The organism is Floridaenema fluviatile BLCC-F154 (assembly GCF_041929135.1).
Classification (GTDB): domain Bacteria; phylum Cyanobacteriota; class Cyanobacteriia; order Cyanobacteriales; family Aerosakkonemataceae; genus Floridanema; species Floridanema fluviatile.
In genome coordinates this window covers 64,230-90,198 of record NZ_JBHFNS010000055.1, presented here as the reverse complement: position 1 = coordinate 90,198, position 25,969 = coordinate 64,230, and the positions used below count along the sequence as shown (strand labels likewise).

The window sequence follows — 25,969 nt, the reverse complement described above, 5'->3', positions numbered from 1 at the left end:
ATTTATAGACCAATGGCACAAAAAGCAGCCCAGTATTGCGGTTCGGCAAAGGGTTCAGGGTTGGGGAAAGAGTAACGGATGAAATTTTTCAAGTTAGTCACTTGATCTCGATCCATTTTAACTTCATTTTCCAACCAGATTAAGAAGTCTTGGCGGGAAACGCTTTTTAGCCATTTTTGGGCAGCTTGTAAAGCAATGGTGACGTTAGAGATTTTATCTAATTCTTGATAGAAACGAACCATTAAAAATGCGGTGGAAAAATCGCCGACTGACCATAAACTGCTGACGACGTTTATTGCGCCTGCATAGAGAAAACCACTGGGTAATCCGATATATTCATCGGTGGAAAGTCGATTTACTAATCCCGTTTCGCAGGCGGAAAGGGTGACGAGGCGACAAATTGGTAATTTGAGATTGGCGAAGATTTCTTTTAGGGTTAATCCTTGGGTGATGGTATCAAAGCGACGACCATCGCGGATGGTAATATATCTGTGTTGATCTTCGGTGGTTTCTCGGTTTTCGGGTAAGTTTGGGGTGGCGATTTCTCTGGCTAAAATTAGGGCAGAGTTGAGAGGATTTTGGGGGTTGAAACTGCCGTGACAGGAGAAGTGGGCGTAGTAAGCTGTACTTAGTTGGGCTAAGTTTTTTGGGGAGTTAAAGGCGTTTTTGGTTGCTTGTTCATTTCTGAGGATGTGGGTGTCGGGGTTGAACTTGCGGGAAATTGTTTCGACTTCGATTTCTGTGTAACGTAGGTCTTCGGTGGGGTTTTGGATGGCGAACAGGGGTGTTTTTGGGGGAGATTGGCGTTGGCGTTGGTGGAGGCGTTGCAAAATTTGGCAACTGGGGGCGTATTGTATGCCGTTGGTAAATAAATCGATGAGATATCCGGTTTTTTCTGTGTTGTCTGCTTTCTGTCTTTTGCCTTTTAATGCGTGAAGTGGTAAGAGGTGTAAGTCGCAGTGGGGAATGAGGATTAGTTTTTCGATTGTTTCGGGGATTTTGTCGAGGATTTCGTTGAGGTGGAGTGAGGTGGCGAGGGTGATGAGGCGACTGCTGAGGGTGTCGCCCCAGGTTTTTTGGCGGTAGTCGCTGAGGTAGGTGGCGATGTCGGTGTCGAGTTGTTGGCGGTTTTCGGGGGGAAAGTAAAGGGGTTGGATTTGGGTTTGATCCCCCCTAACCCCCCTTAATAAGGGGGGGACAGGATCTTTCAAAGTCCCCCTTGTTAAGGGGGATTTAGGGGGATCTTCTGCTGGTTCGATTTGGGTTTGATCCCCCCTAACCCCCCTTAATAAGGGGGGGACAGGATTTTTCAAAGTCCCCCTTGTTAAGGGGGATTTAGGGGGATCTTCTGCTGAGGTGGTAACTATAAAGGTATAAAAGCCGGATTTAGGGCGTAAAAATAGGATACCAGCCATGCAATTGTATTCTTGAAGAAGCATCCAAATAATCGGTACGGTACTAAGTGGTGGTTTGGGATTTGGGGGAAGGTACCACTGGATGAGGGCGGTTTGGGGGTCGAGTAGTTGGGTAAAGTCGGGTAGTTGGGGGATGACTTTTTGGGTGTCGGTGAAAGTGGGGTCGTTGATTTCTGTTACTAGTTCTGAGAGTTGCTGTTGCAGGGTTTTTAGTTGGGTTTCTAGGTTAGAAATGGGTGATGGGGAAGATGCTGTGGGGGAAATATTTCGTCCCTGAGTTTTGCTGTTGGTGTCTGTTTCGGTTTCTGTTGGAGATTCGTTGCTGTCTAGTTCTTGTTGAACTCGGAAGATTTGGCGGCGGAGTTGGTCGAGGCGTTGTTTTTGGTTGTCGGTGGCGTTTTGGGGGTAAAGGTTGGCGTTGTCGAGGAGTTCGATTAGGGTGCGAGATTTGCTGCGTTCGATGGTGAGGAGGGCGGTTTCGTAGCGTTGGGCATTGATGCAGCTTTGCACCATTTTTTCGTAAATGTTCAGGGCGTTTTCGAGGATTTCTCGTTTGCGGCGTTGGGATGTCGCCCACTCCCGACTTTGTTCGACGGCAGATATGGCGTTTTCATATCCGTAAATGGCGTTTTCCCAGTCTTGGAGTTCAAAAGCGAGGTTGCCAAGGTTTTCTCCTGCTTTGAGACAGCTTAAAGGAAATGTGCCTGGAGTCAAAACTTCTAAAGCAGATTTAAAATGTTCAATTGCTGCAATGTTATTTTTAAGGTCAATGTAAGCGTAGGCAAGATTTTCTTGAGTTAATGCCCATTCTTGGGGAAAAGCTTCAGGGGTGTAGACTGTGAGGGCATTGGTGTAAAATTCGATCGCATTCTCCAGATTATCTGCCCTGTCTCCCCTGATTCTGTCAGAGTAAGCATTTGCCAGATTATTTTGCGTCATTGCCCAATCTTGGGGAAAAGCTTCACGGGTGTAGACTGTGAGGGCATTGGTGTAAAATTCGATCGCACTCTCCAGATTTTCTGCCCTGTCTCCCCTGATTCTGTCAAAGTAAGCAGTTGCCAGATTATTTTGCGTCTGTGCCCATTCTTCGCTTCTCGGTTCTCGGTGACTTAAAACTATTTGATAACCTGTAATAGCAATTTCAATATTATTCGCTCTCTGCCCCAAAGGGAAGTTTTGAATATCAATACTTAAATTTTCAATATTTCCGAGTATTGAGTTTATTCGTTTTGGATTTTTGTCAGCAATTAAACTTTCAGCTACTTGCGGTAAAATTTCGGCAAACCGCGCATTGAGGAGATGTTGCCGTTGCGCTAACATCGGGTAAATTACCGCTACATCGCTATTGCTTTCTTCTTCTGCTTGCAATAATTCCAGAATAAACTTGAGATAATCTTCCCTTTCTCCAATTTCTGAATTATCGCCATTTCCCGCTTGATTATTCCCCAAAAATTCCCCAAGCTGACTAGCAAGATTTCGCAAAAAACTAATTAATCCCATTCGCGTTTTCTCCTTCGCAAACTTGTAGAAAACCTAAATCCAGCAAATCCGAGTTTGCCTGTAAAGTTGCGATAGTTTTTTAGTCATTCTAACGCACCTTACCAGTTATGCTAATTTGGGTCAGCTATTACCTTTATGATTGGGCGATTGAAATACGTGCTACGCACACGCTACGCGAACGCTACTACACAAACAAAGTCCGCCTACGCGGACTAAAGAATAGCGGGAGTATTTAAACCGGATTTGGCATAAAGAGGGTTAATTTAGTAGCTCTAAACATTATCGCTGTTCCCGAATTGGCAATTCAATCTGAAACTCAGTTCCCTTTCCAACTGTGGAAAAACATCGCAAATGACCTTGATGATTCTCTGTGACAATTTGATAGCTAATTGCTAAACCCATTCCTGTGCCTTTACCGACAGGTTTAGTGGTAAAAAAGGGATTAAATATCTTTTCTTTGACTTGGGAGTTCATGCCGCAACCATTATCATGAATGGAGATTAGCACTTGATTTTTAGGAGTAATAGAAGTTGTAATTGTAATTATACCAATATAATCTAATTTTTCTTTAGGTGATAGGCTTTGTCGTTGTTGTTCGATCGCATCGATCGCATTCATCAACAAATTCATAAATACCTGATTTAATAAGCCTCCAAAACATTCAACCAAAGGTAATTTACCATAATTTTTATTAATAATAATTTCTGGATTTCCGGCTCGACCGTTCAATTTATTTTGTAAAATTACTAAGGTACTTTCAATATTTTCATGAATATCGATTTCTTTGAAATCAGCTTCATCAAGACGGGAAAATGTCCGTAGAGATTTCACAATGTCTCTAATGCGTGTAGCTCCAGATTTCATCGACATTAGTAATTTAGAAAAGTCACTAACTAGATAATCAAACTCGATGTCTTCAATAAAACTAGAAATTGCTGGCGGTGGGCTAGGATAATATTCTTGGTAAAGTTGAATTAGCTCAATTAAGTTATTGGAATAATCAGTAGCAGGTTGAATATTGCTATAAATAAAACTCACGGGGTTATTAATTTCATGGGCAATTCCAGCTACTAATTCCCCCAAACTTGACATTTTTTCGGCTTGAATTAATCGGGTTTGGGTAGTTTGCAATTTGTTCAAAGTTGTTTCTAATTCTGCGGTTTTTTGTCGGAGAGCTTCTTCGGCTTTAATGCGTTCTAATTCTGCACCTGCACGAGTGGCGAAAATCTTCAATATAGCTGACTGCATTGTGATGTCTTGTACCATCGGTTTATTGTCTAAAACTGCTAGCAATCCTAACCGATTACCAGCAGCGTCTATAATGGGTAAACCAGCATAACTTTCGGCTTGTAAAGTGACTAAATCTAGATCTTTGGGAAATAGCGATCGCACAGAATTCGGATATAAGCACAAGTCACCTTGAACATAAATATTTTCACAGGGAGCTCCGACTAAATTGTAAGTAAAATTATCGCCAATGTCGTCTCCTGCCCAAAATGCTAAAGTTTTAGCAAGCAATTTTTCTCCTTTAACAAATTCGGCAATAAAAGCATAACGTACATCTAATACTTGGGCGATATATTGAACGCAACTTTTAAAGAATCCTTCGCCTGTTTTTGCGGCTGTACCTTCAACAATTAAGCGGAGAGCTTGTTCTTGACGTTTGCGATCGGTAATATCAAAGTTAACTCCAATCATCTTTTCAGCATTGCCTTCTGCATCCCGCTGAACTAAACCGAATGCTTTAATATAATGAATACTATCATCAGGATGAACGACACGAAATTCTACATTAAATTCTGCTTTTCCCAAAGCTGCCTGCTGAATTAATTTTTCTGAAGTTTCGCGATCTTCAGGATGTAACCCTGTTGCCCAAATATCATAAGCTAATCTGGTTTCAGACTTTTTGCTTACGCCATATAACTCATACATTCGATCGTCCCAAACCAGCGTATTATCTACGAAATTCCATTCCCAACAGCCAATTTTCCCAGACTTGAGTGCTAATGATAAACGCTGAGATATTTCTTTCAATTGAGCTTCGGCTTGTTGGCGCTGGGTAATATCATTTCCTATCCCTAAAAATCCGGTAATTGTTCCTTCTGGATCTCGTAAAGCAGTGACAGAAAGTTGCACGGGAAAGCGAGAACCATCTTTGCGAATGTAAGACCATTCATTTTCATCAATTATTCCCAAACGTGCCTTAGCCACAAATACTTCAAATCCTGGTTCAATTGGTTTACCGAGTTCGGCGCTTAGTTCGATCGCACGTTGTTTAACTTCTTCTAAATCATGAATAATTGCTGGTGTAACTTTGTCTACTAATTCTGCTGATGAATATCCCAAAACTTCTTGACCAGCAGCATTAATCGTTTTGATAATACCATTAGGATCGGTCGAAATCATAGTGTAGTTAGTGCCATTTAAAATTGCTTCTTGTAATTGGGTAGTTTCAATTAACTTAGCTTCTGCTTCTTTCTGTGATGTGATATCAAATCTAATTGCTAAATACTGAGTTGGTTTATCATGTTCATTGAGCAAAGGCACGATGGTTGTATTTACCCAATAACAGCTGCCATCCTTAGCTTTATTCTTGATTTCTCCTTGCCAGACTTTGCCGGATGAAATTGTTTGCCAAAGATTTTGAAAGAACTCTGGAGGATGATAATTGGATTTGATCAGGCGATGATCTTGACCAATAAGTTCTTCCCTAGAATATTTAGAGATTTGGCAAAAGTTATTGTTGGCATATTTAATAATTCCTTGCTCATCAGTGATGGCTACGATCGCAGCTTGATCTAAAGCAAATTTAATATCCGATAATTCTTTGAGCGAATTTCGCAGTGCAATTTCTGTGGCTTTGCTCTCTGTAATATCGCGGATAATTGTAGAGAAGTATTCCACTTCTCCATCTGTTGATTTGTGAGCTACTATTACTTGAGAAACAGGGATTTCATCTCCTGTGGGAGTGAGGATTGCTGTCTCGCCCTGCCAACTTCCAGAATGTGCCGCTTCGGGCAAACCCTGATTTAATATAATATCTAAAGCGGACTTGGGATGAAGGTTAAATACTTCCAAATTGGCGATCGCTGCATCATTAATATTAAGCAAATTCCGCCAAGCTCGATTAAGATAAACAGTTTTACCTGTCAAATCAGCAATTCCGATCAAATCTGACGTGCTTTCTAGAATGGCAAGCAGACGTTGATTGTAAGCTTCAGTACGCTTACGGTCTGTGATATCGCGAATATAGCCATGCCAAAGGGTACTACCATCGGGTTGTCGCTGGGGTGTAGAATGACCAATTAACCACAGCATCCGCCCATCGGGGAAAGAAACTCGATGTTCGCAATACCAAGGGGTGAGGTTTTTGGCAGATTCAAGAATAGATTGAGTGACGCGATCTAAATCTTCAGGATGAACAACTGTAAAAATCTTCGAGGCATCCTCCTGCAATTCTTCTGGGCTAAAGCCATAAATCGTTCGCAAGCCCTCACTGGCGTAGGAAAAATAGGTTGTCCCATCGGGACGCATCCGAAACTGATAAATAACTCCGGGAATGTGGCGGGCAATTTGCTCTAGGCGATGACTTTCTGCGGGGGTAGCTACGCTTACAGGCTCAATTCCTGCCTCTTGTAGTTGAGCTTGGGCTTGTGCGAGTTGGCGGGAAAGTTGCTCGATTTGTGCTTCTGCTTGTTTACATGATGTCATGTCTCGCATTACGAAGAGATGGCATTGAGGCAAAAAGTTTGCTGTTGCTGCATATTCCACTACCCGAATTTCTCCATCACTCCGCAGCAAGTGGAACTCACCCCGCACTTTTTCCTGTTGTTGCAATTCTTGCCTTGTTGTTGGGAAATCAAATCCCGATTCGACAAACTCAGAAATACAGCGTTCCAGCAGTTTATCTCTGTTTAGTCCAAATAATTCACAAGCCGCAGAGTTGACATCTAGATAGTATCCTCGATCGTCAATGAGTGCGATCGCATCCAGCGCAGTTTCCAAAAGCATCCGCAATTGACTGGGTTGAACGACCCTAGAGTTATAATCTAATGGCAATGACATACCTCAAAATCCATAATTCAAATTAGCGATTGTCCAAATCGGGATAACATACCTAAAAATTTATTTTTAAGTTAACAATTATTCTGCATTCGGTATTGTTTGAGATAGTAAAATATTAACTCTGAAGCGCAATAATCTACCTTTTTTCAGCATTTTCAGCAATAACGATAAATATTAGGGATGGTCTGTTAGCGGGAAGGTAACGTACCCTACAATCTACAATAATACAAATAACTTAAGTGTGCTTGACTTGACGAATTGAATCGCTTTTTGCCATACTTTTAAATCTGCCAAAGTTTAGCTGTTTAGAGCCATTAAGTGATGCACAACCCATCTGATAATTTTACCAATGATACGCCTGATAATGAAAAGCTAAATCTCAGTACTAAGCTTGCTTTTGGTGCGGGTGATATGGGTGCGGCGATTACGGCTAATATTGGGGTATTTTATACTGCCTATTTTTTAACTGATGTGGCTGGTTTAAATCCTGGTTTGGCGGGTTGGGTGTTGTTAGTTGGTAAAATTTGGGATGCGATTAACGATCCAATTGTGGGGGTACTTAGTGATAGAACTCAGTCAAGATGGGGTAGGCGTTTGCCTTGGATGATTTATGGGGCAATTCCGTTTGGGATTGGGTTCTTTTTACAGTGGATTGTGCCTTTTGGTTGGAATAATGGTGGGAATCAGTGGGCGCTGTTTTGGTATTACGTAATAGTTTCGATTGTGTTTAATGCGTTTTATACAGTAGTTAATCTACCTTATACAGCGTTAACTCCTGAGTTAACTTTGGATTATGATGAACGCACTCAGTTAAATAGTTTTCGCTTTGGTTTTTCGATCGGGGGCAGTATTGTTTCAGTTATTATTGTGGCAATTATTGCGGCGTTATTTCCTAACGATCGCGTTCAGCAATTTTTAATTGTTGGTTTGGTTTGTGCCATCATTTCGGTAATCCCAATTTATTTGTGTGTTTGGGGAGTTCGCGATCGGGTTTTTGCTGTAGCTTCCCAACATCCAGAAGTTGAAGAAGCTGTTACTGTACCTTTGTGGCAACAATTAAAAGTAGTTTTAACTAATGTACCGTTTTTATATGTAATTGGTATTTATCTTTGTTCTTGGTTAGGTGTGCAATTAACAGCGGCAATTATTCCTTATTTTGTAGTTTCTTGGATGCGGTTGCCTGATGCTGTTACCGCCCAAGTAATTCTCGCTGTTCAAGGAACTGCTTTGGCAATGTTATATGTGTGGAGTGCTGTTAGTAAACGAGTCGGGAAAAGAGGCGTTTATTTTATGGGCATGGGTTTATGGATTATTGCCCAAGCTGGTTTATTTTTCCTCCAACCCGATCAAGTAACTTTAATGTTTGTGTTAGCAGTAATGGCTGGTTTTGGGGTTTCTACTGCTTATTTAATTCCTTGGTCTATGTTACCTGATGTGATTGAATTGGATGAATTAAAAACTGGGCAACGTCGAGAGGGAATTTATTATAGTTTTGTGGTGTTGTTGCAAAAGGTTTGTTTGGCGATCGCAGTTTTCTTAGTTTTAAAAAGTTTAGATTGGGCGGGATATCTCAAACCAATAGCTAATAATCCTCCACCCATTCAACCGGATTCAGTTTTGTTTGCGATTCGATTTGCGATCGGTCCTTTACCTACGATCGCTTTAATTTTTGGGTTAATTTTAACTTATTTTTACCCAATTACTCGCGAAGTTCATGCTGAAATTTTGCTGAAACTTAGAGAGAGAAAGTTAGGGAATAGAGATTAAAATTTCGGTTCGTTGTATCGAGTTTAATCGTTTTCACAATACTCTACTACGAACTATCTAATTGGTAGTTTGACGTAGAAAGTCGTCCATCCTGCTTTACTTTCTACGTCAATATTTCCATCCATTTGTTCTACTAATTTTTTCACTAAAGCAAGTCCTAATCCCGTTCCGCCTTGTTTCCAAAGATCGGTTTTTGGTACTCGATAAAACTTTTTAAAGACGTTGGGTAATTCTTCGGCGGGAATTTCTGCTTGGTTGGTTACAGTAAAGGAAATAATTTCTGTAACAGAAGTTTCAGTTATGGGAAATTCTATACATTCTTGGTCGGTTTCTGATTCTGTTGTTAAATTAATATTTACCTGTTCTTGCTCAATATTTAGGAGGATTTTGCCGCCAGAAGTTGTGTATTTGCAAGCGTTATTTAGGAGTTCGGCGACTATTCTGGCTAAGCCTGCGCGATCGGTAATTAATGGCGGTAAGTCAGATGCCATTTTTGTTTGCAAAATTTGACCTCTTTCCTGGGTACGACTCATAAATGGTTCGACAATTCCTGGTAGCCATTCGGGAATATTAATCGCTTCTTCTAAGGAAATTGGATAGGATGCGGCTTCTAATCTTTGCAAGTCTAATAAATCATTAATTAGTTCGGTTTCCCGGTTACATTCTGATTGCAAAATTTGTAAGTAACGTTGTTGGCGATCGCCTGGTGGGGCAATTTTCAGCATTTGAATTGCCATTTTCATGTTCGCCATTGGGGTTCGCAATTCATGGGAAACTGTGCTTAAAAAGTCGTCTTTGAGTTGATTTAGTTTGGCTAATTCTTCGACTTGGCTTTGGGCTGCTTGGTAAAGTCTGGCTTGGCGAATGGCGATCGCACATTGATTTGCTACTTGTTGTACCAAGCGTATTTCTAAGTCGCTAAAACCATAATCATGGTGATTAACTAACCATAAATCTCCCAATACTCCTTGATTATCTACTATTGGACAAGCTAACATTGCCACTCGTCCTCTCTCAGGATTGATCGGAATTGAACAAAATTGGAAGTACTGTTTTTGCAATAACTGATTGTGGTATAATTCAGGAAAATTAGCCATTTGTGCTACTCTTCCTTTGTATTGTGGGCCACAAATTACGTGCTCAAAACAAATGGTAGATGTGCCCTTTTCTAAATCATATACAGAAGCATTGCAGGAATTCATGCCCAGTCCAATCGCTAATTCTCTGACTGCTGTTTGTAAGATTTGATTTTCATCTAAGCTATCGCGAACTTTATCCGTAATTCGCTTTAAAGACGCTTCAATTTCTAAAGCTTTTTGTAATTCGGCGGTGCGTTCTTGGACTTGTAATTCTAGTTCTTCGTTCAGGGTTTTGATTTGTTGATAGAGTTCTGATTGTTCGATCGCGATCGCGATTTTCACCGCCAACTGTTGCAAAGATTCGATTTCAAATGGTTGCCAATGTCTAGCTTCTGTACAATGATGAGCGCATAACAAGCCCCATAATTTATTGTTAAATACGATCGGGACAATTAAATTAGCACGAATATTTAACTCCTCTAACATTTTTATGTGGCAAGGAGAAAGATTCGCTTGGTAAACATCATCAGTAGCCGAGACATATCCTTGACGATATTTCTCCGCATACTTCGTTTTAAAACATTCATCTTTGAAGGGTAAACCGATTATTGATGAACAATTTTCGCCAGCTGATTCTACAACAAATTGCCCATCTCCATTGGCATCCACCTGGTAAATAGTGACTCTTTCTACTTGCAAAAAGCTGCGAACTTCCCCTACTGCTTGCCCTAAAATTTCATCTATTTTCAAAGACTGGCGAATTCTCTCATGAATCATTCCCAGCAGTCTTTCTCTTTCTGTTTGTTGGCGTAATGCTTCCTCTGCTTGTTTCCGTTCGGTAATATCTTGGGCTGCACCGTAAATCACTAGCGATCGCGCTTCATCATCACAATAAACTGGTTGTCTATAATCGCGCAACCAACGAATTTCCGCTTCTTTAGTAATAATTCGATATTCACTGATATCTGATTGCCAACACAGCAAATTTTGAATCTTTGCTACATACCTGGGCAAATCTTCGGGATGAATAAAACTTTGCCATCCTCCCTGATTTGCCATTTCCTGACAACTATATCCTGTAATCCGACTCACTGCCCCTGTCATCCAATCAATTTTAAAATTACTGTACCTATCTATCTTCGCAGCGTAAGCGAAATCGGAAATTAACTCAGAGACAATGCGGTAACGATCCTCACTTTTTGCTAACTGTTCATTAGCAGCTTTGCGTTCTGTAATATCCCGAATAATTGCCAAAACTTCATCATCTCTACTTTTAATAATTCGCGCCTCAAAATCGCAATTATTGCCTTTTCTAACCAGCGCATATTCAAATAATTTAATTTCTCCTGTAGCCAGAGCTTCTTTAATGTTATATATCGCCTGTTTATAAAATTTCTCTGGCAGAATTTCGGAGATATTTTTGCCTACTATACCGCTTGCAGACAATTCTTCCGCCACCTTTTTAGCAGTTTTAAAATCTAAAATTGTGCCATCTTTGTGAATACAAAACATGGCATCAGGGATCGCATGAAATAGAATTTCGGTAGTAGTTTCACTTTGTCGCAATGCCTCTTTTACTTGATGACGTTCTGTGGCATCACTGAAAACTCCCACAAAGCCTTTAACTTCGCCTTTTTGATCCTTAATTGGGGAAATAGTTACCTCTACCCAAAATTTACTACCATCTTGTTTTTTGGCAAAAAGTTCCCCTTTCCAACAACCAACTCTTAATAATTGTTCGATTATTTCTTGTGCTTGCTGCTCCACTCCTTCTGCTAACATCAATTCATATAAGTTTTTCCCCTTGGCTTCTAAGGCTGTCCATTGATATAAGATTTCTGCATAGCGGTTCCAATAGGTAATGCTACCAGCAGAATTTGTAGCAATAATGGCACAATTGATATGAGTTAGTAGTGAGGCACGGAAGTTAAGATCCATTTCTGCTTGGGGCTGCATTTGTTCCGCCCATAGAATGGGTAAGGTTGCTTGTGCTTGATCTACTGGTCGATCGAAGCGATGTTCATATAAGCTATTAATTCCTTCTGATTCCATATCTAAATACTTTGTCCTCTGACTTAGATTATCCTCATCTAAGGAGTGCCATCAAATCAGAATAGACCTAACAATATTAGAAATATTAACATTTCCCTCTTTACGTCTATTCACCAGGCACTGACTTTACAATTGTCAATCGTAGTTTCCCTGAAAAACACTAAAGGCTGGTTGCTACTCTTACTCCTTATGTTTATTTTAATTAGGAAATAGATTTAGGCGATCTGAAAAGCTAAATTAAGGATTTTGGCTAATTCAAAACTGTATTGCTAAATTTAACGTCTTGAACCTGAAATGATCCTTATTTTTGCTGAAATTGCCCGATCGGTAAAACTAAGATCGCCATTTCTCAGTTTCTCACTGCTAACTCTCTGTTGGTTCATAGCATAAGTCATGTGATAAATAAGTTATATTACAAAATGTAAAGAAGAATTTCAGAAACATGAGTAATTCTAGACTAGAAGAAATTTCGGCTCAGCTTGATAGTGATTCTTCCCGCGATCGAATGCTGGCTTTAGCGTCTTTGCGGGATATACCAGCGATCGAAGCCGTACCCTTAATTAAAAAAGTTTTGGACGATGAAAATCTGCAAATTCGCTCAATGGCAGTATTTGCACTAGGCATAAAGCAAACTGAAGAATGTTATCCGATCCTAGTAAAATTACTGGAAACCGATCCCGACTACGGAATTCGTGCCGATGCCGCGGGTGCGTTAGGTTATTTAGAAGACCTAAGAGCATTTGAACCGCTTTCCCGTGCTTTTTACGAAGACACAGATTGGTTAGTGCGTTTTAGTGCCGCAGTTTCGCTGGGAAACCTGAAAGATCCGCGGGCTTACGAAATTTTAGTTCAGGCACTAGAATCTGAAGAAGTGGTATTGCAACAGGCAGCGATCGCAGCTTTAGGAGAAATCAAAGCCACACAAGCAGTCGAACAAATCTTGGAATTTGCTCAATCTCCAGATTGGCTGGTAAGGCAAAGATTAGCCGAAGCATTAGGTCATCTTCCCCATCCTAAGAGTATTCCCGCACTAAAATATCTGGAAAAAGACCCTAACTCCCAAGTTTCTCAAGCTGCAACTCTTTCTTTGCAACAGTTAGCCTAGAAAGGCAGAGGGGTAGAGGGGTAGGGGTGCAAGAGAACTCTTTAAATCAAAACTAAAACTCAAAACTTCCCCAGTCCCCAGTCCCCAGTCCCCAGTCCCCAGTCCCCTATTCCCTGTTTTCTGTGAAATTTTCGCCCAACAAATCGCTTAAGATTAACATTACCAGGTAAAAAAGCGCAAGTTAATTTGATTCATGGACATTAAAGAATTCTTTGAAATGAGTGCGGGTAAGTGGTTTTCTCAGCGCACCAGTCACCATTTGGCATTCAAACAATCAGAAAGTGGCAAATCAGACATCAGAATTGAAATGCTACCAGCGGACGATCCAGAAGTGCTCGAACTTTGCAAACAGTATGAAATCGACCCTAATTTAACTTGGGGTGGTGCGAGAGTCAGTTGGGACGGCACAATGGAGTGGGATGAAGAAAAACACGCTGGTTCCTCTGTGTTAGTACCAATTCCCGACCCCGATAAACCAGGTGAGGGCAAATTATTGCGCGATGTCGGTTATGCGGAAAAAGCCGGAGTTGCTGGGCGCTACGTTATGGGTAGTGATGGCGCAATGACGCTGATTACCGAGTATGAAACTATGTATTCTGAAGAACGTATTTGGTTTGCTAGCCCTAACTTACGCCTTCGCACTAGCATTTTAAAACGCTTCGGCGGCTTCAGCATGGCTTCTTTTTGCTCGGAAATTCGCTTAGGCGGTACAAGTGCCCCCGCTGCTGCTAATGCAGCGGAAGCGAAGAGTTAACAGGGGGACTGGGGGACTGGGGGACTGGGGGACTGGGGGACTGGGGGACTGGGGACTGGGGAAGTTTTGAGTTTTAGTTTTGAGTTTTGAGTTAATAAGTTTTCTTGCTCCTCTGCCCCCCTGCCCCCCTGCCCCTCTGCTCATATTTCTGGGTGTTGCTGGTTAATGAGTGCTTGGTGCTGGAGGGCTAGGGCTTTGAGTTTGGTGAATAAGTCGGGGAAGGGGTAGGTTTGGGTGGTGCGATCGCTATAACTAGAATCATCATCAGTAAATTCTTGACTAGTAGAAGTAGCTTCGGTTGTGGTTTGGTACTGTTCGTCCAAATCACTTGTCTGCGGGGGTTCAGTCGCAGTCGTAGGTAAATCAAGTTGATCTTCCTGGGTTTCTGGGGGCGAGAGATTTAGTGTTCCTGAAGATGAGGAAGATTGGGCAAAAGCCTGAAAAGGATGGGAAATAGGGGCAGATTTTTCTGTTGTTTCCAAGTCGGAATCAGAATTGGTAGATTGAGGTTCCGGGGATGATGTCACAGAAGCAGCGGTGTTGCTGACACCCGACGAAAACATTTGTGTCAGTTCTGAGGGCAATTTGCTGCAAATTAAGCTTTCAAATTCATAGTTGAAATGATAAAGGGCTTGGTTGCGCCTGTGCCAAATATTTAATATTTGCTCCACAGAAACCGCTTTGTAGCGTCCTTGGTAAAGTGCTTCAATTACCGCTAGACGTAACCAATTACCTGGGTAATGGTTCAGCCAGCTTTCCACTAGCTCACAGGGTTCGTAGCCCCTTAAGTCAAAATAGTAGTTAGCTAACAGCCAAGCTGCTACTCTTGCTGCTGCGTCATTGTTAATTCTTATAGAGCTTTTGCCTTGTTCGCTCATTAGCTATTAGTTAGGTTTGGTTAAAAAATGAATCGGGGTTGAGAATCAGTTGCACCCTAAAGTATCCAGCCTAATCTTGTAGAATAGGTTTTTCGGTGGTTCCTTCTTTTGATTAAGGTGATAACTGTTTTAAGTTTCAGTGGCAACAATGTCAAGTAATTGACATATAATTGCCATTTGCCTGCCACAGAATCGCCTTAAAGTTTGTCAAGGAGGATATGCGATCGTTGTACAATGCTCAAGCCGTTTTTAGTTTAATTTGGTTTGTGCAAACGATAGTTAGTGTAAACGGGATTGGCAACTTCCTGGAGTAAGGTTAAATGATTGAAGTGGAGAATTTGACCAAAATCTATGGCTCATCCCCAGCTATCCAGGATGTCTCTTTTGCGGTAGAACCGGGAGAAATTGTGGGGTTTTTGGGGCCAAATGGAGCCGGAAAAACCACTACAATGCGGATTTTGGCGGGATATTTACCTGCGACGAGTGGGACGGCAAGGATTGCTGGGTATGATGTTCATGAGGATTCGATGGCGGTGCGGCAAAGGATTGGTTATTTGCCGGAGTTGCCGCCGCTGTATCCTGATATGACGGTGGAGGGGTTTCTTTATTTTGTGTCGCGGATTAAGGGTGTTCCGGCGGGCGATCGCGCTGATAAAGTAAATTCAGCCCTGAAACGGTGCAATATTGAGGAAAAACGTAAGGTTTTAATTCGCAAGCTTTCTAAGGGTTTTCGCCAGCGAGTGGGGATTGCTCAAGCGATCGTTCATGACCCACCTGCTTTAATTTTAGATGAACCAACTGTGGGTTTAGATCCGCGACAAATTATCGAAATGCGGAATTTAATTAAAAGTTTGGCTGGTAGTCACACGATTATTCTTTCTACTCACATTTTGCCGGAAGTGAGTATGACTTGCAGCCGAGTCACTATTATTAATCGCGGTCAAATTGTCGCTACTAATACACCGGAAAATTTAGAGGCGAATTTAGTTGGCGGTACGGGTTACGAGTTGGAAATTGCCGGAGATTCTGAAGAAGTTTTACAAAGGTTGCGCTTGCTTTCGGGAGTAAGTTTGGTAGAATCTTTGCCAGTAAGTAGCGGAATGTTTTTACCAGAAAATCACGGTCTTTATCGCGTAGTTTCAGAACCAGGAGAGGAAATTGGCAAGGAAATTGCAGCGGCTTTAGTTGGGTCTGGTTTGGGTTTGTATGAAATGCGTCGAACTCGTGCCAGTTTGGAAGAAGTTTTCTTGAAATTAACGACTACTGAGAAAATTAGTAGCACGGAAGTTGAAAGCGAAATCGGAGAAAATCCAGAGTTGGAAAATCCAGTAGATGAGCCATCTTTAGTTAGTGAATTAGAGTCAGAAAATCAGGCAGAGGTTGCTGATTTTGCTCCATCAAATCAAGTCAATGAATTAGAGTTGGAAAAAACCGAAGTTGCTGATTCAGAAATGGTGAGGGAAGAGGCGGAAAAAGAGGAGGAGGAAGCTTAAAATGCAGGTGATTTTTGCGAATATTATGGCTATTTATCGCCGAGAATTGCAAAGTTATTTTGCTTCTCCTTTGGCATACGCGATCGCCTGTGTGTTCTGGATTATTTCTGGGCTATTCTTTGTTTATATTCTCCTCGATCCCCAACAAGGTTTAATTGCTCAAGTTGCTTTTCGCGATCAACAATTGGCAGCAAATGCGCCGCCTGTGGATATAACTTACACTTTTCAACAGTTATTTTTGGGGAATGTTATGAGTTCCCTAGCTTTGTTTGTGTTACCGATGCTTTCGATGGGTCTTTATGCGGAAGAACGCAAACGGGGAACTTTGGAATTGTTGGCAACTTCGCCAATTACTAATTGGTCGGTAGCGGTGGGAAAATTGTTAGGAGCACTGACATTTTTTATTTTTATGATTTCGCCTTTGTGGTTGTATGAGGCGATCGCTTTTAGCAGCGCCACTCCCCCAGTTCAACCAATTGTACCATTCATGGGATTTTTGGCATTAATTTTACTTGCTGCCAGCGTTTTATCCTTGGGAATGTTCATTTCTTCCCTGACAGATAGTACTTTATTAGCCGCAGTTTTTACCTTTGTCTTGATTATGTCATTGTGGATTTTAGACTTAATTGGTAAAAGTATCAGTGGGCCAGTTGGTGCAGCTTTAACTCATTTATCTTTGTTGAAACATTTTAGTATTTTAGTGCAAGGAATTTTTGATAGTAGTAGCTTAATTTTATTTGCTAGTTACATCATATTAGGAATATTCTTAACTGCTCAGTCAGTAGATACATTCCGTTTCCAAAGATCCTAAAAAATTATCCAATTTACCAAAATTAGCAGCAAATGAAAACCTTCAAATTTAGTAAGAAATATACCAAATACCTTTTGCTGGTGGGGTTATTCCTGCTATTTATGGGTTTGTCGGCAATGGCAGTAATTGGCAATTGGGAACCCATAAGTTTAGGATTAATAATTACTGGAATTGTGCTGATTGGCATTTGGTTAATATTGCAAGGAGGCAACGATTTAACTTCGCCAACCCAAGCATTTTGGGGTAAACGTTCCACCCAAGCCGGAACTAATGCGGCATTTGCTATGTTAGCATTTGTGGTAATTTTGGGGTTAATTAACTTTTTGGGAACTCGCTACGATTATCGGTTAGATTTAACAGAAAATAATTTATTTACTTTATCACCAGCAAGCCAACAATTAGTCAGAAATTTGAATAAACCTCTTAAGGTGTGGATTTTTGACAGAATTCAGTATCCTCAAGATAAAGAATTGTTGGAAAATTATCGCCGTCAAGGAGGTAATTTTAATTTTGAATATGTCGATCCGAATACTAACCCAGGACTGGCGAAAAAGTTTGGTGCTCAAGAGTTAGGTGAGGTTTATTTAGAATTTGGCGATCGACGAAAGTTTTTACAAAAAGTCAGAGAAACTGAACCGCTTTCCGAACAAACAATCAGTGATGCTATTCAACAATTTACCAGCGATCGCACTGCCAAAGCATACTTTTTACAAGGTCATGGAGAAAGGTCTTTAGAAACTACTGAAGGTGGTTTATCGGAGGCGGCACAAACTTTAAAAGATAAAAGTTTTCAAGTTGAACCTTTAAAGTTAGCCGAAACTAAAGAAATTCCCAAAGATGCTAATTTAGTGGTAATAGCTGCGCCGCAACAAGCACTTTTTGAGGAAGAAGTAACGGCTATAAAAGAGTATCAAAAACGCGGCGGAAATTTACTAATAACGGTTGACCAAAAAAGTGATATTAAGGGTTTAGAACCAATTTTACAAGATTGGGGAATTGGCATTGACGATCGCATAGTCGTTAATGCTTCCGAGTTTCAAGTTAGAGGTTTGGGACCAACAGCTGTTTTAGTTAGTAGTTATGGTAATCACCCAATTACCCAAGATTTTCAAAATCGTTATTCATTTTATCCCTCGGCTAGAGCGATCGATGTAGTCAAAGTTATCGAAAATGTAAAAACAACACCTTTACTGTTAACTTCCGAACAAACTTGGGCCGAAAGTAACCCAGATCAAATAGAATTTAATGCCGAAAGCGATCGACAAGGACCATTAATTTTAGGAATTGCTTTAACTCGACCAATAGAAACAACAACACCTCAAGCATCTCCAACTCCAAATCAAGAAAATAAATCAGATAAACAAACTCAAGAAACTCGCATGGTGGTATTAGGAAATACTGATTTTGCCACTAATGGTTTGTTCTCCCAGCAAATCAACGGAGATGTATTTGTAAACTCAATTAGTTGGTTGAGTCAACAGGACGATCGACTACTTTCCATTAGTCCCAAAGAACAAAAAAATCGCCGGATTAACATGACAGTTTTACAAGCCAGTTTATTAGCTTGGTTGTCCATAATTATTGTGCCATTTCTGGGTTTAGTAACAGCTGGTTTTCTCTGGTGGCGGCGACGTTAGTTTTAGGGAATTTGGCTTAATCAAATAACTTGAATGCAGTCAAAAATCAGGAGATAGAATGTAGAATGAAATTTCAAAAATCTACTTTAATTTTGATGTTAATTGCCTTAATGTTTGGCGGAATAGTTTATATTTGGGAAGTCGAAGGTAAACCCAGAAGAGAAGCAGCAAAACTCCGGGAAAATCGCGTCTTTTCTTTTGAAGAAAAAGATGTCCAAAGTGTAGTTTTAAAAACCAAAGAATATAAACTACAGTTCGATCGAGTAAAACCGCAAGCAAGTAGTAATTCTAACTCGCCTAAGTGGACAGTAAAATTACTAGAAAAGTATCAAATAGCGGAAACTAAAACACCAGAATCATCAGAAACCAAAGATACAGAAACGAAAACATCGGAATCATCAGAAACACCGAGAAGGAGAAGATCTCGCCAACAAACTGAACTTCCCGAAGATTTAGCCTTAGCTTTTTGGGAATTAATGCCTGATGCAAAAGGTGGACTAAAATTATTAACTGAAACTCCAGCAAATGAGGCTTACGTCGCCTTTTTACTCAATGAATTAGCTACGGGAAAAGGCGATCGTATAATCGCCGATCCTCGCATAGAAGATGGTTTAGATAAACCCTTAGCAACTGTAGAAATCAGTTTAAATAACGGTAAAAAACATCAACTAATCTTGGGTAATCTCAACTATAACAATACAGCTTTGTACGCCTTATCCGATCCACCCACACAATTAACAAAACCCTTAGATATCCTGTTAGTACCAATCAACTTTCAAAGTGCGGTAAATCGTCCATTATCCGAATGGAAACAACCAGAAATTCAACCAACTCCCACACCTGAAACATCAAAAGAAGAATCGAAAAAAGAAACACCTCCAGCAACAGAAGAAAAACCCAGTCAAGAAAGAAAGAAAGAAAATTAATTAAGCTGAATCTAGATCCCTTACTTCTTGAAGAAGTCGGGGATCTGGGTAGATAAACACAGATGTAATTAGGTAATTAACAATGCAATTAATTATTTGTGAATCTCCCGAAGGTGTGGCTAATTGGTCAGCAAATTATGTAAAACAACGCATCAATAAATTTCAACCTACAGCAGATAAACCTTTTGTCCTTGGTTTACCTACAGGAAGTACACCTTTAAAAATGTACCAAAAGTTAATTGAATTTCACCGCCAAGGGGATTTGAGTTTTCAAAATGTGGTGACTTTTAACATGGACGAATATGTTGGTTTACCGGAAGATCATCCCCAAAGTTACCACTATTATATGTATCAAAACTTTTTTAATCATATTGATATTCCTAGAGGAAACATTCATATTCTTAACGGAAATGCTGAAGATATTCCCGCAGAATGTCAAAGTTATGAGGATAATATTAAAGCATTTGGTGGGATTGAATTATTTATTGGGGGAATGGGTGAAGATGGACATATTGCTTTTAATGAACCTGGTTCTTCTTTAGAATCTCGCACTCGTTTAAAAACTTTGACTTACAGCACTTTGTTGGCAAATGCGCGATTTTTTGGTCAAGATATCAACCAAGTACCGAAATCTGCTTTGACGGTGGGTGTAGGGACGATTTTAGACGCTTTTGAAGTGATGATTTTAGTTCAAGGTTATCATAAAGCGATCGCCCTTCACCACGCGATCGAACAAGGCGTAAATCATTTTTGGACTGTTTCCGCATTACAATTACACCCTCGCAGCATCATTGTTTGTGATGAAGATGCAACTTTGGAATTGAAGGTGAAAACAGTTAAATATTTCCAAGAATTAGAAAGGGATAACCCTACTTTTAATTGAAACATTGAAACACTGAAGTGTTTACAACGGACTAGATTATTTCGGGTTGTATAAAGAGGCTTTTGGATCGCTATTAGCCACCATTAAACGAGAGGTTAAAAATCGATCCATCCAACTTTCTAAATATTTTTGATTCGCTTTTTGTTCTGTGATATCGGTTGTATCTAGAGGATAAGGTGCCAAACCTAAAATTGCTGCTGTGGTGACACAAAACATTGATTTTTGGAAAGTGATACAAATTTGTACTCGCAGATCGTCTTCTTTCCGCTTGGTTTTTTGGTAAACTTCATGCAAGTAATCTGGGAGAAAATGCCGCATATCTTGCATTAACAAAGTTGGCGGTATTCCTGCGCCGCCAATGGGTAAAGGATCGGCATATAAAGCCCCATATTCAAATCTACTTTGATCTGGGGAAATTTGATAAGCTTGGGCATTATAAGAAACAGTTCCCGGAAAAGGTGTTCCCCGAAAGAAAACGGCTTCTACATAAGGAACTGCTGTATCCATCAAGAAGGTTAAACCTACCGATTTCGGAATAATTTCGTATACTTGTTTGTCAATAGTAACTGCGTAGGTAATTGGTTTATTTGCTGAGGCTACTAAACCTTTTAAAATGTGATCTACTACTTCGGGAATGCTGGTAATTTTACCTCGATCGTAAAGATCGGACATGGTGAGAAAAATCTCTGCCATTACGTACCAAAATTGCCCCAAGGCGCTGTAATAAGCTTGTTGGCGCACTTGTTCTAGTAAGAATTCGGGGAATAAGCGATCGACTAATCGAATCGGCAAATTAGTTTTAATCTTTGCTTCTATTGCCCTTCTTGCCCTTTCTTCAAATTCGGGAGTATCTAAATATTTATCTAACCCTCCTCCACCATGCCACATCATCGTTTTCATACAATATTCGGCATATTCAAAATTTATTCTGTCATGCCACCAATGCCGCAATAATTTACTGAAATTGATGTCGCCATCGAAGTATTTAAAAAAGGGAAAAAGTACTAAAAATTGATTTTCTGCAATGTAAATAAGATTTTTTTGATAAGCATCTAACACTACACCATAACTCTTGAGAATCCCGACAACTTCCAATACATTTTCCGGTGTATCTACCAATAAAGCATCACCCGATTTCAACCGATCTATGTAGGCTGTTAATGGATGGATTTTAGTTTTTACACTGGTAGTTTTCATGTTTAACTCCTGAATATTTAAAAGATATTTTTATTAAACAAACAAAGGAGAGAAAGCCGAAATAAGCCTTCTGACTTCTCTCTCTTACTTCCTTCATTTTTAAGGAAGTTTGCTTTTTGAAAAACTGACAGAAGGAATAACTTTTGCGATCGCAGGTTGCGGACTAATCATCGCCGTAGTACTGGCTTCTGTCCAACGACCTAACCAACTTGGTACAATTCCAAACAGAATAATAATTCCTGCCAAAATAGCAGCAGGTATTCTCTCAGACCATTGTACTTGAGGTAAGTCTAAAACCTTTTCCGAAAGGCGACCAAAAAATACTCGGTTCACCAAAAGTAAGAAATAAACCGAAGTTAAACCCGTCCCAATCATCGAAAGCAAAGTTTCAATTGGAAATGACTCAAAACTACCACGAAAAATCAAAAACTCTGAAATAAAACCTAACATTCCCGGAATCCCCGCACTCGCCATTACCCCAAGAATCATTAAGCTACCAACGATCGGTAAACCTCTTTCTGGATTCAATAAACCACAAAGCAAATTAATATCACGAGTTCCCGCTTTCTTGTAAACTACACCGACAACAAGAAATAGCAAAGCCGAGATTAAACCGTGACTAATCATTTGGTATAAACAACCCAACAAACTTAAAGGTGTAGCAGCGGCGCTAGCTAAAAGAATATAGCCCATGTGTGCGATCGAACTATAAGCTACCATCTTTTTCATATCAGTTTGCGCGATCGCCGTAAACGCCCCATAAAGCACGCTAACTACCGCCCAAATCGCCAAACTCGGCGCTAAACTTTGCCAAGCTTCTGGGAACAAACCTAACCCAAACCTTAGCAAACCATAAGTTCCCAACTTCAACAATACACCTGCTAATAAAACAGAAATAGGAGTCGAAGCTTCTACGTGAGCATCAGGTAGCCAAGTATGCAAAGGAACCAGAGGAATCTTAATGCCAAAAGCGACTAAAATCGCCCCCAAAAGTAACAGTTGAGTTCCTAAAGGTAAATCATGAGTCAGTAAAGGTTCATAAGCAAAACTCGTAGAACCACTAAACCAAACTACACCCAAAAACGCCGCTAATAGTAAAATTCCTGAAACAGTTGTATAAAGCAAAAACTTAATTGCTGCATAACCTCTTCGCGCCCCTCCCCAAATCGCAATTAAGAAATAAAGAGGAACTAATTCTATTTCATAGAACAAGAAAAATAGCAGCAAATCTTGAGCTAAGAAAGCCCCACTTACCCCAGCACTTAACAACAACACCAAAGAGTAATAAAATCTCGGTCTGGTAATTTTTTCATCAGTGCTATAAATAGCAATACAAGTCAATAAACCATTTAGAACTAGCAAAGGCAAAGACAACCCATCAACACCTAAACTATAGGTAAGTCCTAAGCTATCAATCCAAGGTAAAAACTCGATAAACTGCCGAGCATTATTTTCTGGACTAAACTGAACTGCTATTACTAATGACCAAATAAAAGCTGCCAAACTGATTGCCAAACTAACTTGGCGTGTAAGTTTTGCTGCGATATTTCCCGGCAGAAAAGCGATGATAGCGGCACCTAATACTGGCACCCAAATTAAGGCACTAAGCATTTATCCTGTTTTTCTCCTTGGTTTATTATTTGTCATTGGTCATTAGTCATTAGTAGCTGAAAAAGTAATTCGATGAGTAAATTCAATTTCCAATGATAAATGACCCATGACTAAATTTATCCATTTAACGCCAGCATTACTTTTTCTAAGATTTCTCTAAATGTTGCCTGATCGAACAGCCAAATCATTAAGAAACCGAAAAAGCTAACTCCAACTAAGATAGTGAGCAAGTAAAATTGGGATTTCCCAGAAATACTGTATTTCAGACTTTCCCCGCTAAAAACTGTGGCTAAACCAACCAAGTTAACCAAACCATCAATTACATAGCGATCGATCGCATTACTCAACCGCGAAAGTTGGCTAACAGCAAATACCACAGTCAAGCGATAAAGTTTGTCTACATAAAAATCGTAAGCAAACAAATCTTGGACAAATCGTAAAGAAGATTTAGTCGATCTAGACCAAGTTCTTTGCAGGTTAATAACTCCTCCCAAAACAATACCAACTAACCCCGACAAACACAAAAGTAACAAAGCAGTTTGATTCAAATATTCCCAACCAGGTAGCAGAGACAACCGCTGCATCATCACGGGAACTAACAAAGTCACAATACTCAAAGAAACCATTGGCACTGCCATTTGCCAAGGAACCTCTGGAGCCCGGCGAGTTTTTGCTTGAGTTTTGCCTAAAAATACTAAACGAAAAACCCGAGTTAAATTAACAGCACTTAAGCAATTAACTAACAACAAAACTATGACTAAAAATGGTCTTTCTGTCCACAGATCGTCCATTCCCAAACGCAAAGCCCAAAAACCACCTAAAGGTAATAGTCCCACTAAACCCGCAGTACCTACTACAAAAGCAGTAGTTGTAGCGGGCATTTTCGGCCCCAAACCTCCCATTTCCAAGAGATTTTGATTATTCGTAGTGACAATAATTGCACCAATGCTCATGAATAATAAAGCCTTGGCGATCGCATGAGCAAACAACAACATCAAAGCAAAACCAGTCCACTGCGTGCCCACAGCCACAAAAACCAAACCCAAATAAGCACTAGTCGAATGAGACAAAGCCCGCTTAATATCAATTTGCGCCATTGCCACCAAAGAAGCGCCTACCGCAGTTACCGCCCCAATCACAATCAAAGCATCTAAAGCCACAGGCGAAACATTCAAAATCGGCTGAAGCTTAATCAAAACATAAGCCCCACAAGCCACCACCACCGAATTTCGCAAAATCGAAGCTGGATTTGGCCCTTCCATCGCCTCATCCAACCACAAATGCAGCGGGAACTGAGCACACTTACCTGTAGGGCCAGCAATCAAAGCTAAACCGAGTAAACTAGCCACCACCGGATTTAAATTTACCGTTTCCGCCCAGTCATACAAATCAGGAAAATCTAAACTTCCAGCCATCGTTGCCAATGCCACCACACCCATTAGCAGCAGCACATCGCCCACCCGCTTAGTCAAAAAAGCATCTCTGGCTGCTGTCACTACCAAAGGCTGGGCATACCAAAAACCCACCAGCAAATAGGTAGAAAGAGTGAGAATTTCCAACAAAGCATAACTGAGAAACAGGGAATTACTAATGGCTAACCCACTCATTGCCGCTTCAAAAAAGCCCATCAGCGCAAAGAAACGCCCCATTGCCCAGTCTTTTTCCAAATATCCCAAAGCAAACAACTGTGCTAGGAAACTCAAACCCGTGATTAACTCCATTGCCCCAACAGTCACCGAAGAAATTTCTAAGGCGAGGGATAAATCCAAATCTGCGGCTTGAAACCAATGAAGTACGATCGTCATTGGTTCCCGGTTCCAAGTTAGCCGAAAGACCACCGAACCATGCACAAAAGCCAGCACAGTCATCAGTAAATTAAAGTAAGCAGCTGGTCGAGGGCCCGTGCGTCGAACCATCCCAGTTGACCAAGGTATAGTCAATACCGACCCGATTAGTCCATATATCGGCACCCACCAACTTGTTTCTAGGAGAAACTGAGTCATCTGAAAATAGTCCTTTAAATTTTTTTAATATTATCCATTAAAGTTATGGCTCTCACCAGCCTAAAGTAGGTTTTACTCAAGCTGAAATCTAGCAAAACCACTAGCCTGAGTCCTAAAAATAATATTTATCCCTGGTATCGCAAAAACTTATTTAAATGAAACAAAACCATTTATGTAGTTATGATTGACACAAGTAGTTTTTCCTGATATGGATGAAAAGGCATTTATGCCTTGAATTTAGGTTGACTAGTTCCCATCCCTGAGATAAATGTTAAGCTTTTTTAATATAACCGATTAATAAATATCATTTTAATTAATATTGTCAAGGGTACCATACTTCTCTATTCTTAATATTGGAAATGCTAAAGAAAAGATTTACTTTAGCTAGGGAAAGAATAGCAATTCCCGTGAAAAAATTATTCAGTACTGCCATCACAGGAGTACTTACGCTCATCCGGTAGGAGATAGAAATGCCAATTGCTGTGGGAATGATTGAAACGAAAGGCTTTCCAGCTGTCGTGGAAGCAGCAGACGCTATGGTTAAAGCCGCCCGTGTTACATTAGTGGGTTATGAAAAAATCGGTAGCGCCAGAGTGACAGTAATCGTGCGTGGTGACGTTTCGGAAGTGCAAGCCTCCGTCTCAGCTGGGATAGAAGCAGCAAAACGGGTGAATGGAGGTGAAGTAGTTTCCACTCACATCATTGCTCGTCCTCACGAAAACTTGGAATATGTTTTACCGATTCGTTACACCGAAGCAGTAGAACAGTTCCGAACTTAGTGTTCTTAGAAAGC

The 25,969-nt window shown here is 40.5% G+C and carries 16 protein-coding genes; 9 read left to right on the top strand and 7 right to left on the bottom strand.

What is annotated here, in order from left to right; translation table 11 throughout:
* Positions 1-2: 2 nt before the first annotated feature.
* Positions 3-2,915: a CHAT domain-containing protein gene (locus tag ACE1B6_RS13295; protein WP_413257717.1), complete on the bottom strand. Its 2,913-nt coding sequence runs from the start codon at positions 2,913-2,915 to the stop codon at positions 3-5.
* Between the two features lie 279 nt (positions 2,916-3,194).
* Positions 3,195-6,980, bottom strand: a complete 3,786-nt coding sequence (locus tag ACE1B6_RS13290; protein WP_413257716.1) for a PAS domain S-box protein — start codon at positions 6,978-6,980, stop codon at positions 3,195-3,197.
* A gap of 321 nt (positions 6,981-7,301) precedes the next feature.
* On the opposite strand from ACE1B6_RS13290, the gene ACE1B6_RS13285 reads away from it, so the two are divergent.
* A complete protein-coding gene (locus ACE1B6_RS13285; RefSeq protein WP_413257715.1) occupies positions 7,302-8,747 on the top strand; it encodes an MFS transporter in 1,446 nt (481 codons plus the stop codon).
* Positions 8,748-8,800: 53 nt separating this feature from the next.
* Here ACE1B6_RS13285 and ACE1B6_RS13280 read toward each other — a convergent pair whose 3' ends face one another.
* Positions 8,801-11,878, bottom strand: coding sequence for a sensor histidine kinase (locus ACE1B6_RS13280; protein WP_413257714.1), 3,078 nt, complete (start codon positions 11,876-11,878; stop codon positions 8,801-8,803).
* A gap of 442 nt (positions 11,879-12,320) precedes the next feature.
* Here ACE1B6_RS13280 and ACE1B6_RS13275 point away from each other — a divergent pair, with 442 nt between their 5' ends.
* Positions 12,321-12,983, top strand: a complete 663-nt coding sequence (locus tag ACE1B6_RS13275) for a HEAT repeat domain-containing protein (protein ID WP_413257713.1) — start codon at positions 12,321-12,323, stop codon at positions 12,981-12,983.
* 193 nt (positions 12,984-13,176) lie between these two features.
* Complete coding sequence (locus ACE1B6_RS13270; RefSeq protein WP_413257712.1) at positions 13,177-13,737, top strand: phycobiliprotein lyase; 561 nt, start codon at positions 13,177-13,179, stop codon at positions 13,735-13,737.
* A gap of 140 nt (positions 13,738-13,877) precedes the next feature.
* Here the strand turns inward: ACE1B6_RS13270 and ACE1B6_RS13265 are convergent, their stop codons facing one another.
* Positions 13,878-14,615: a hypothetical protein gene (locus tag ACE1B6_RS13265; RefSeq protein ID WP_413257711.1), complete on the bottom strand. Its 738-nt coding sequence runs from the start codon at positions 14,613-14,615 to the stop codon at positions 13,878-13,880.
* Positions 14,616-14,935: 320 nt separating this feature from the next.
* Here ACE1B6_RS13265 and ACE1B6_RS13260 point away from each other — a divergent pair, with 320 nt between their 5' ends.
* From ACE1B6_RS13260 to nagB, 5 genes are all read left to right on the top strand, one after another.
* Positions 14,936-16,108, top strand: coding sequence for an ABC transporter ATP-binding protein (locus ACE1B6_RS13260; protein WP_413257710.1), 1,173 nt, complete (start codon positions 14,936-14,938; stop codon positions 16,106-16,108).
* 1 nt (position 16,109) lies between these two features.
* Complete coding sequence (locus ACE1B6_RS13255) at positions 16,110-16,919, top strand: ABC transporter permease (RefSeq protein WP_413257709.1); 810 nt, start codon at positions 16,110-16,112, stop codon at positions 16,917-16,919.
* A 32-nt stretch (positions 16,920-16,951) separates the two neighbouring features.
* On the top strand, positions 16,952-18,556 hold the full coding sequence (locus ACE1B6_RS13250) for a GldG family protein (protein ID WP_413257708.1): 1,605 nt from the start codon (positions 16,952-16,954) through the stop codon (positions 18,554-18,556).
* 65 nt (positions 18,557-18,621) lie between these two features.
* Entirely contained in the window at positions 18,622-19,482 is an 861-nt protein-coding gene (locus ACE1B6_RS13245) for a hypothetical protein (protein ID WP_413257707.1), read from the top strand.
* Between the two features lie 82 nt (positions 19,483-19,564).
* A complete protein-coding gene (gene nagB, locus ACE1B6_RS13240) occupies positions 19,565-20,365 on the top strand; it encodes a glucosamine-6-phosphate deaminase (protein WP_413257706.1) in 801 nt (266 codons plus the stop codon).
* 36 nt (positions 20,366-20,401) lie between these two features.
* Here nagB and ACE1B6_RS13235 read toward each other — a convergent pair whose 3' ends face one another.
* From ACE1B6_RS13235 to ACE1B6_RS13225, 3 genes are all read right to left on the bottom strand, one after another.
* Entirely contained in the window at positions 20,402-21,562 is a 1,161-nt protein-coding gene (locus ACE1B6_RS13235) for a CO2 hydration protein (RefSeq protein ID WP_413257705.1), read from the bottom strand.
* 99 nt (positions 21,563-21,661) lie between these two features.
* Positions 21,662-23,173, bottom strand: a complete 1,512-nt coding sequence (locus ACE1B6_RS13230; protein WP_413257704.1) for an NADH-quinone oxidoreductase subunit M — start codon at positions 23,171-23,173, stop codon at positions 21,662-21,664.
* 116 nt (positions 23,174-23,289) lie between these two features.
* On the bottom strand, positions 23,290-25,176 hold the full coding sequence (locus ACE1B6_RS13225) for an NAD(P)H-quinone oxidoreductase subunit F (protein WP_413257703.1): 1,887 nt from the start codon (positions 25,174-25,176) through the stop codon (positions 23,290-23,292).
* Positions 25,177-25,646: 470 nt separating this feature from the next.
* Here ACE1B6_RS13225 and ACE1B6_RS13220 point away from each other — a divergent pair, with 470 nt between their 5' ends.
* Positions 25,647-25,955 (top strand): carbon dioxide-concentrating mechanism protein CcmK, encoded by a 309-nt coding sequence (locus ACE1B6_RS13220; protein WP_073591589.1) that lies wholly within the window; start codon positions 25,647-25,649, stop codon positions 25,953-25,955.
* Positions 25,956-25,969: the final 14 nt, after the last annotated feature.